This is a genomic window from Shinella fusca (genome assembly GCF_014203155.1).
Classification (GTDB): domain Bacteria; phylum Pseudomonadota; class Alphaproteobacteria; order Rhizobiales; family Rhizobiaceae; genus Shinella; species Shinella fusca.
Genome location: NZ_JACHIK010000030.1, coordinates 22,096 through 28,095, shown reverse-complemented (window position 1 = coordinate 28,095; position 6,000 = coordinate 22,096). Strand labels below are relative to the sequence as shown.

8 protein-coding genes and 2 pseudogenes are annotated in these 6,000 nt (G+C 57.5%); 5 read left to right on the top strand and 5 right to left on the bottom strand.

Annotated elements, in window-relative coordinates:
• Nucleotides 1–165: 165 nt before the first annotated feature.
• Nucleotides 166–1,211 (bottom strand): annotated as a pseudogene (locus tag HNQ66_RS23655) (solute carrier family 23 protein).
• A gap of 21 nt (nt 1,212–1,232) precedes the next feature.
• Here HNQ66_RS23655 and HNQ66_RS23035 point away from each other — a divergent pair.
• Together HNQ66_RS23035 and HNQ66_RS23030 are read left to right on the top strand one after the other, a co-directional pair.
• Nucleotides 1,233–1,358, top strand: a pseudogene (locus HNQ66_RS23035) (transposase domain-containing protein); the annotation flags it as partial.
• A complete protein-coding gene (locus HNQ66_RS23030) occupies nt 1,358–1,642 on the top strand; it encodes a hypothetical protein (protein ID WP_184147181.1) in 285 nt (94 codons plus the stop codon). The pseudogene HNQ66_RS23035 and the gene HNQ66_RS23030, both read left to right, overlap by 1 nt.
• A gap of 199 nt (nt 1,643–1,841) precedes the next feature.
• Here HNQ66_RS23030 and HNQ66_RS23025 read toward each other — a convergent pair whose 3' ends face one another.
• Nucleotides 1,842–2,243 (bottom strand): DUF1398 domain-containing protein, encoded by a 402-nt coding sequence (locus HNQ66_RS23025; RefSeq protein ID WP_184147179.1) that lies wholly within the window; start codon nt 2,241–2,243, stop codon nt 1,842–1,844.
• Nucleotides 2,244–2,284: 41 nt separating this feature from the next.
• Nucleotides 2,285–2,737, bottom strand: a complete 453-nt coding sequence (locus HNQ66_RS23020; RefSeq protein ID WP_184147177.1) for a MarR family winged helix-turn-helix transcriptional regulator — start codon at nt 2,735–2,737, stop codon at nt 2,285–2,287.
• A gap of 90 nt (nt 2,738–2,827) precedes the next feature.
• Between HNQ66_RS23020 and HNQ66_RS23015 the strand changes: the two genes are divergently transcribed.
• The 3 genes from HNQ66_RS23015 to HNQ66_RS23005 all read left to right on the top strand — a co-directional run bounded on the left by HNQ66_RS23015 (nt 2,828) and on the right by HNQ66_RS23005 (nt 4,701).
• On the top strand, nt 2,828–3,007 hold the full coding sequence (locus tag HNQ66_RS23015) for a hypothetical protein (RefSeq protein ID WP_246434388.1): 180 nt from the start codon (nt 2,828–2,830) through the stop codon (nt 3,005–3,007).
• A gap of 78 nt (nt 3,008–3,085) precedes the next feature.
• The gene (locus HNQ66_RS23010) at nt 3,086–4,408 is read left to right on the top strand and encodes a type II toxin-antitoxin system HipA family toxin (protein ID WP_184147175.1); all 1,323 of its coding nucleotides are present in this window, start codon (nt 3,086–3,088) and stop codon (nt 4,406–4,408) included.
• 17 nt (nt 4,409–4,425) lie between these two features.
• On the top strand, nt 4,426–4,701 hold the full coding sequence (locus HNQ66_RS23005; RefSeq protein ID WP_184147173.1) for a helix-turn-helix transcriptional regulator: 276 nt from the start codon (nt 4,426–4,428) through the stop codon (nt 4,699–4,701).
• Nucleotides 4,702–4,999: 298 nt separating this feature from the next.
• On the opposite strand, the gene HNQ66_RS23000 is transcribed toward HNQ66_RS23005, so the two are convergent.
• Both HNQ66_RS23000 and HNQ66_RS22995 read right to left on the bottom strand, forming a co-directional pair.
• The gene (locus HNQ66_RS23000; protein WP_246434387.1) at nt 5,000–5,338 is read right to left on the bottom strand and encodes a helix-turn-helix domain-containing protein; all 339 of its coding nucleotides are present in this window, start codon (nt 5,336–5,338) and stop codon (nt 5,000–5,002) included.
• 101 nt (nt 5,339–5,439) lie between these two features.
• The gene (locus tag HNQ66_RS22995; protein WP_184147171.1) at nt 5,440–5,745 is read right to left on the bottom strand and encodes a hypothetical protein; all 306 of its coding nucleotides are present in this window, start codon (nt 5,743–5,745) and stop codon (nt 5,440–5,442) included.
• Nucleotides 5,746–6,000 lie beyond the last annotated feature (255 nt).

Sequence of the window (6,000 nt, the reverse complement as noted above, 5' to 3'; positions counted from 1 at the left end):
AACGATCCGACCCTCGCCGCTGAGAGAGGGAGGCAACCCTCTCGCAGCGGTTCATATTCGCCCGTCCGGCGCAGAAAGTCATAAGACAAGCGATCCAATGAGAAGGCCGGGATCTTGCGATCCCGGCCCTCCGGCTGGCGCCCATTGGCTCCGGGGGAGCGAAACCTAGTGGGCTATGGCGGCCTGTCCCCGCATGCTGAGCCCATTGAGCGCGGCGTTCATGGCGATGGCGGTGACAGCCCCCATGATCACGGGCGAATGGAAGACCACTTGGGACCATTCCGGCATGAACTGGAAGAAGCCCGGCTTGACGATGGTGATCATCGCCATGGCGACGCTCAGCCCCACGACCATGAAGTTGTTGAAGGTCGTATCGAAGTCGATCTTCTGCAGGGTCTTCATGCCGACGACGACGAGCGTGCCGAATATGACGAATCCGGCGCCGCCGACCACCGGCTTGGGCAGCGAGGCGATGGCGGTCGCCAGTACCGGCGACAGACCGAGCACGACGAGGAACCCGCCTGCCAGCGCCACCGTCCAGTGGCTGCGCACGCCTGTGATGTTCACCAGTTTTCCGAGAAGGCCGTGTAGGGAAACGAGTTGAGCATGCCGCCGAGCATAGTGGAGAGCCCGTCCGCCCGCAGCAGGTCCGCGATGGTGCGTTCAGTCGCAGGCCGCCCGACCATCTCGCCGACGACGATGGTGTCACCCACGGATTCCACCCAGGTGATTGCCACGACGAGGCACATGGTGAGTACCGGCACCAGATGGAAGGTCGGCAGACCGAAGTGGAAGGGCGTCACGATGGCGAGCGGGGCCGCATCCTTGACTGCGCTGAAATCGAGCATGCCCATCAGCCCGGCGAAGACCACGCCGACGACCAGTCCGAGGAAGACCGCGATGTTCGTGACGAAACCGCGGCCGAACACGTTGAGCAGCACGATGACGGCAAGGCCGATATAGGCTGGCTTGCCCGCATCGGGCACGAAGCCGCCGGCAGCATACTGGATCGCGACTGGCAGCAGGCTGAGGCCCATCACCGTCAGCACTGCACCGACGACGACCGGCGGGAAGGCCCGGACGATGTAGCGGCCGAGCGGGGCCATGAAGATGGCGAAGAGGCCCACCGCGATCACGGCGCCATAGACCGCCTGCAGGCCGGCATTCGGCCCAGCTTCGAGGATCGCCGGATTGCTTCCGATGGCGATCACCGGCGAGATAGCGGCGAAGGTGATCCGCAGGCCTATCTGGCTGACGTACTCGACCGCATTCAGGATCACAAGATCAATCGCCTCGCCGAACTGCCCCCCTGGAACTGGAAGCCGACAGCGGCGATCATCTGCGCCGAGGCCGCTTGATGACAACGGTCAGATTCGTCTTCACCATCGACTATGTCGCCGAAATCCTCGATGAGGACGTCGACCTCCTCCGGGAAATCATCAGCAATGATGACAACCTGACCTATGGCAATATCATCAGCGTCGTGACCGGTGACGACGAGAGTACGTCAGCTTTGGCAGACGATGGCGTTGACGAACTCAGGCAGATGCTCAGCGACGCGCGTAGATCTGCGGAAACATGGCAAGAGTTCCTCGATTGCTTTGTCCTCGACGAAGAGATCGCCGCACGCGTCAAGACATAATCCCCGCGGTAGCAATCGGGCTGTTACTGCCGTTGACCCATTCAACTATCTGACAGCGACGCTGAGGGCCCTTGCCAACGGCCACGAGCAGGATCGATGTGCTTTTGCCGTGGAATGCCCGGGACGAATAAACGGCTGAAGTTTGCTGTCGGACCGGAGCTGTCACCCACTATCGCAGCTTTGTCATGACCCTTACCCATTAATTTGGGAAGTGCTCGATATGGGTCTCTGCGGTACGGCCGAAGTAAAGGACCCGGCGGCCCAGAAACGAGACGATGTATCCTGCGCACCCAGCGGCCTTGGCTTTCTCGCAGAAGGCGACGTAGCTATAGTCGGCGGGATTGGCCTGCGCCCATCGCACCAGGCGCTCGACCTCGCTTGCATCGAATGTAGCGGCGACCTTGCTAGCGGAAGAATGCATGTCCACCGCTACGCTGTCTCCATCCGGCAGGTAATAGGCTTGAGTGTTGCGGCGATAGTCGACGGTGTACCCCTCGAATCCCGCCGCTAATAATTGTCCGATAATCTCCGGAAAGCTCAAACTTCCATCATGGGCAGCATGCAGGCAATTTTCGGCAACAGCAATCCGTTCCGCTTCCATGGCGGCTTCCTTTCGTTTCAATGTTGGCTTTGGTCGATGGTTCAGTCCACCGGGGTTGCTTTCAAGTCGCGCTTTTCGGCGAGAACCCGCATGATGCGGTCGAGTGTCTCATGCTCTTCTTTCGTCAACACGCCAAAAAAATCGGCATCATTCTGATCGGCAAGCGACGCCAGGACCGGAATTTTGGCTCGTCCCTCTGTCGTCAGGGACAAGTTGTGAGCACGCCTGTCCTCCTGGCTTTCCGTCTTCTCAACCAGTCCTTTGGCCATCAGCCGTTCCGCAAGTTTGCTGATGGCTCCCTTTGTCATGGCCATCTTTTTCGCCAGAACTGATGGAGGCGTTGGTTCGGAGTCGTAGAGCGAACGCATGAATGACCATTCCGCGACAGTGACATCTTCGCCGGATACCTTGCGCGCGAACTCTTGCGATACGGCGTTTGATACCATTCGCATCCAGTAGCCGGTGTGATCGGTCAATTTCGGTACTGATGTCATGAAAAGTTCCTTGTTGACTAGGAAACTAAATCAAGAAAGTTTCCTAGTCAATAAAAATTACCGATCTATCAAGCGCAATATGATTTCGGAATGGTCTTCTTCGCTGCAATGGGAGCCGTTTCGCTCATCTTGTTCGACGCAAGCAGCGGCTCCGGAGCAAGGATGAGCCTGTCGTTCATTCTGTTCGCGTGCGGCAGTGCGTTGCGTGGCCGGAAGATGGTCAACCGGATCAAAAGCTTCAATGACGGTTTCGGTAGCCGGCAGTTCTGATGGCAACTATTCAACCCACTGTGATGGGTTGAATAATTTCAGGAAATGCATTATTTGAACCATTGAAAGGGTCAATTAATGCGCCTAACGCTCCAAACCCATTTTGACGGTGAGTGGCATCACGCCGCGACACTGGAACTCGAGGACGACGCGGCCGGCTTTCAGGGCGCATCGATCGTCGATTACGATCTCGACTATTTCGTCACCGTGGCATCGGCGGAGTTTTCTGCTGGAAAAACGGTCCGGGACCATCGCGCCTTATCCGTCCGGTACCCCGTCGATCTCGAAAGTCGATATAGCAGCAGCTGGCCGCCCTTCCTCTTGGATCTTATGCCCCAGGGGCATGCAAGGCGAAAGCTTGCCGAGCATCTCGGCCTTGCTGAAGGCTCGCGCGCTTCTGATCTCCCGCTGCTTCTGCGATCGGCGACGGGCGGCATAGGCAATATCCGCATCAAAGAAGCGGCGGACGCCGAAGCGGAACGGCTGCGCGGTGTCGAGCGCCAAGGGGTGACGGAAGCGGAAATTCTTGAGCGGTCCGATCGCTTCATGGAAGTCGCCGATCGTTTTGGAATGCTCGCCTCCGGCTCAAGCGGCCTGCAAGGCGAATGGCCAAAGGTCTCGATGACACAGGCGACTAATGGGCTCTACTATCCCGACAGCTTCGTCACCGATGACGAGGCCGTGCGCCATGTCATCGTCAAGCTGGTGCGCAGCAACGAGCCTGTGGACCGCCTCATCCTCGAAGGCGAAGCCCTGTATTCGCGGATCGCTCAAGAGATCGGCCTGAATGTCAGCGAGCCATCGACCTACGCCGAAGGCGTCTTGATCATTCCCCGTTTCGATCGGAAGAAGAAAGAAGGCGGCGGAACCGTCCGGCTGGGCCAGGAAAGCCTCGTGTCCGCGATCGGCGTTGCCGATTTCGGCCATGTCGGCACGCATGAAGCCTACATCGATGTTTTGCGCCAATATTCTGCCAATCCCTTCGCGGACATTGTCGAATACCTGAAACGCGACATCGCCAATCTGGCGCTCGGCAATCCAGACAATCATGGCCGAAATTCTGCACTCAGCAAGCATCAGGACGGCGCGATCCGCCTCTCTCCGCTCTTTGATTTTGCACCAATGCGGCTCGCGAAAGAGGGGATCGTTCGCTCCACCCGATGGGCGATGATGCGTGACGGCGGTCGTGACCATCTTCCCGATTGGAAGCACATTTGCGGCGAACTGATGCCTGATCCTGCTGAGCAGAGGGCGCTCGCCGCTACGCTTGCCATATTTGCTGAACACCTGCGCCAAGCTCCGGCCATCGCGAAAGAGATGGGAGCGTCTTCGGACATTCTGGACCGTGCGATGGGACGCAGTATCGAAATCGCAGATAGCGTTTTGGGGGTGTGTCAGTGATAGCGAAGGACCGCTAAATGGCTCGATGGAAGAAGCCAACGAAAGAGGAAATTTTGGAAAACCGCCGAACCCTGGCAGAACGTGCTCGAACCGGGGACCTGAGGCTGCCTGGTGCTGTGGCGGAGATCCGCAAAGGGTTTGGCATGACACAGGAAGAGTTTGCCAAGACCCTGTCGCTTACAAGACGCCAAGTTGCAGAGCTTGAAGTCGGGGCGGCGAATCCGACTCTTGAAACTTTGATGAAAATTGGCCGATTGTTCGGGTTTTCTGTCGGGTTTGTTCCAAAGGCGTAATAAAGGCAGAATTATTCATTTGCCGAAAAAGCTCTTCCGCGACATTTTCCGCAACGCCTATCTGCCGTATCGCGATCCTGAAACCCTGCGCGCCTTCCTACGCGAGATCAACAGCTTCACCTACGACCACAGCGAAAAGCTGGGGGGATGCCTTCGCCGGACACATCTGACCGCCTTGCCGGAAGATTTTGACCGCCTTTGCTTGGGTAGAGTGATAAATTTGTCCGTCTTTTCGCGGGCGTCCGATGCGCGTAAAATCGACGCCGCTGAGGGACGATATTCTGTGTTGTGCCCGACGCTATTTTCTGCGCTGGACTTCGAACCAGCCACTGGTCACAAGTTCACCGACGGTGCGCTGAATGGTCTTGACGCTCTTGCCGGTCGCGTCGGCAATCGTTTGATTGAACGGCCACGCCTTCTCGGTGTGGCCGTTCAAATGCGTGGTGATGATATAGAGCGCCACGGATCGCGTGCTGTCGCTCAAATCCCTGTCGCAGATCAACTGCTGAAGCCATTGCAGCTTCACGTCCCGAAATGGTCGTACCCGCTCATGCGCGCCTCCCTGGTCGCAATATGACCGGGAAAGAAGGGCCGGAAATGGCCAAAGAAAAGTGGGACGGCGGCTTTGTTGAGCCATTGATTTTTATGAAGCGATGCTTTCGTTCCGCACGGTTAAGCGGCTGATTTTGCTCGAATCCGGCATGCCCCGCCAGCCCGAAGCATTCGGCTTGGAATCTATTATTTCGTCGGCCTCACCAGGGAAATCACTCGGGGTTTCGATGGCGCATCCAGCCACTCAATCCATTTATCCCGTTCCTCAAGCGTGTCGAAGAACCTCCAGAGTTTGTAGCCCTCATCGGTGGTCTCCAGCATTTCGCCGATAGAGGCGAGTTCGAGAGGCAGCACCACCTCGTTGCCGTCGAAGCGAACGAAGTAGATTCCTTCAGCCGCGAGGCGGATTACCTGTCCGGTGCCGTAGCTTCCATCTGGATCGTCCACGGTGAAGTACATGCCGACAAGGGTGTCGAAGATTTTCTCGTTCATGGGTATCCAATGCCAGTCTTGAATAATGCAGGGCATCTGCCGTTGATAGCTTTCATTCGCATCCAGATGTACCCGTACCTTCCACGCATGGCTACCGGAACGGGCGTAATGGGCAAAGCGGACGTTAGCTAAGCTGATCTCGTAAGTAAGCCGGAAATTGCTTGATCGGCCCGGAGGGAGCGCCCACCATCGCTCAAAAGCCTTGAAGTTGGACTTTCTGGGATAGCTAGGGGGACACGATTGCCCCTTTTGCGT

Bases quoted from the DNA above. Each gene is read 5' to 3' on its own strand.
- HNQ66_RS23015 (WP_246434388.1), top strand. From the start codon at position 2,828: ATGGTCTTCTTCGCTGCAATGGGAGCCGTTTCGCTCATCTTGTTCGAC.
- HNQ66_RS23010 (WP_184147175.1), top strand. From the start codon at position 3,086: ATGCGCCTAACGCTCCAAACCCATTTTGACGGTGAGTGGCATCACGCC.
- HNQ66_RS23020 (WP_184147177.1), bottom strand. From the start codon at position 2,737: ATGACATCAGTACCGAAATTGACCGATCACACCGGCTACTGGATGCGA.
- HNQ66_RS23005 (WP_184147173.1), top strand. From the start codon at position 4,426: ATGGCTCGATGGAAGAAGCCAACGAAAGAGGAAATTTTGGAAAACCGC.
- HNQ66_RS23030 (WP_184147181.1), top strand. From the start codon at position 1,358: ATGACAACGGTCAGATTCGTCTTCACCATCGACTATGTCGCCGAAATC.
- HNQ66_RS22995 (WP_184147171.1), bottom strand. From the start codon at position 5,745: ATGAACGAGAAAATCTTCGACACCCTTGTCGGCATGTACTTCACCGTG.
- HNQ66_RS23025 (WP_184147179.1), bottom strand. From the start codon at position 2,243: ATGGAAGCGGAACGGATTGCTGTTGCCGAAAATTGCCTGCATGCTGCC.
- HNQ66_RS23000 (WP_246434387.1), bottom strand. From the start codon at position 5,338: ATGGCTCAACAAAGCCGCCGTCCCACTTTTCTTTGGCCATTTCCGGCC.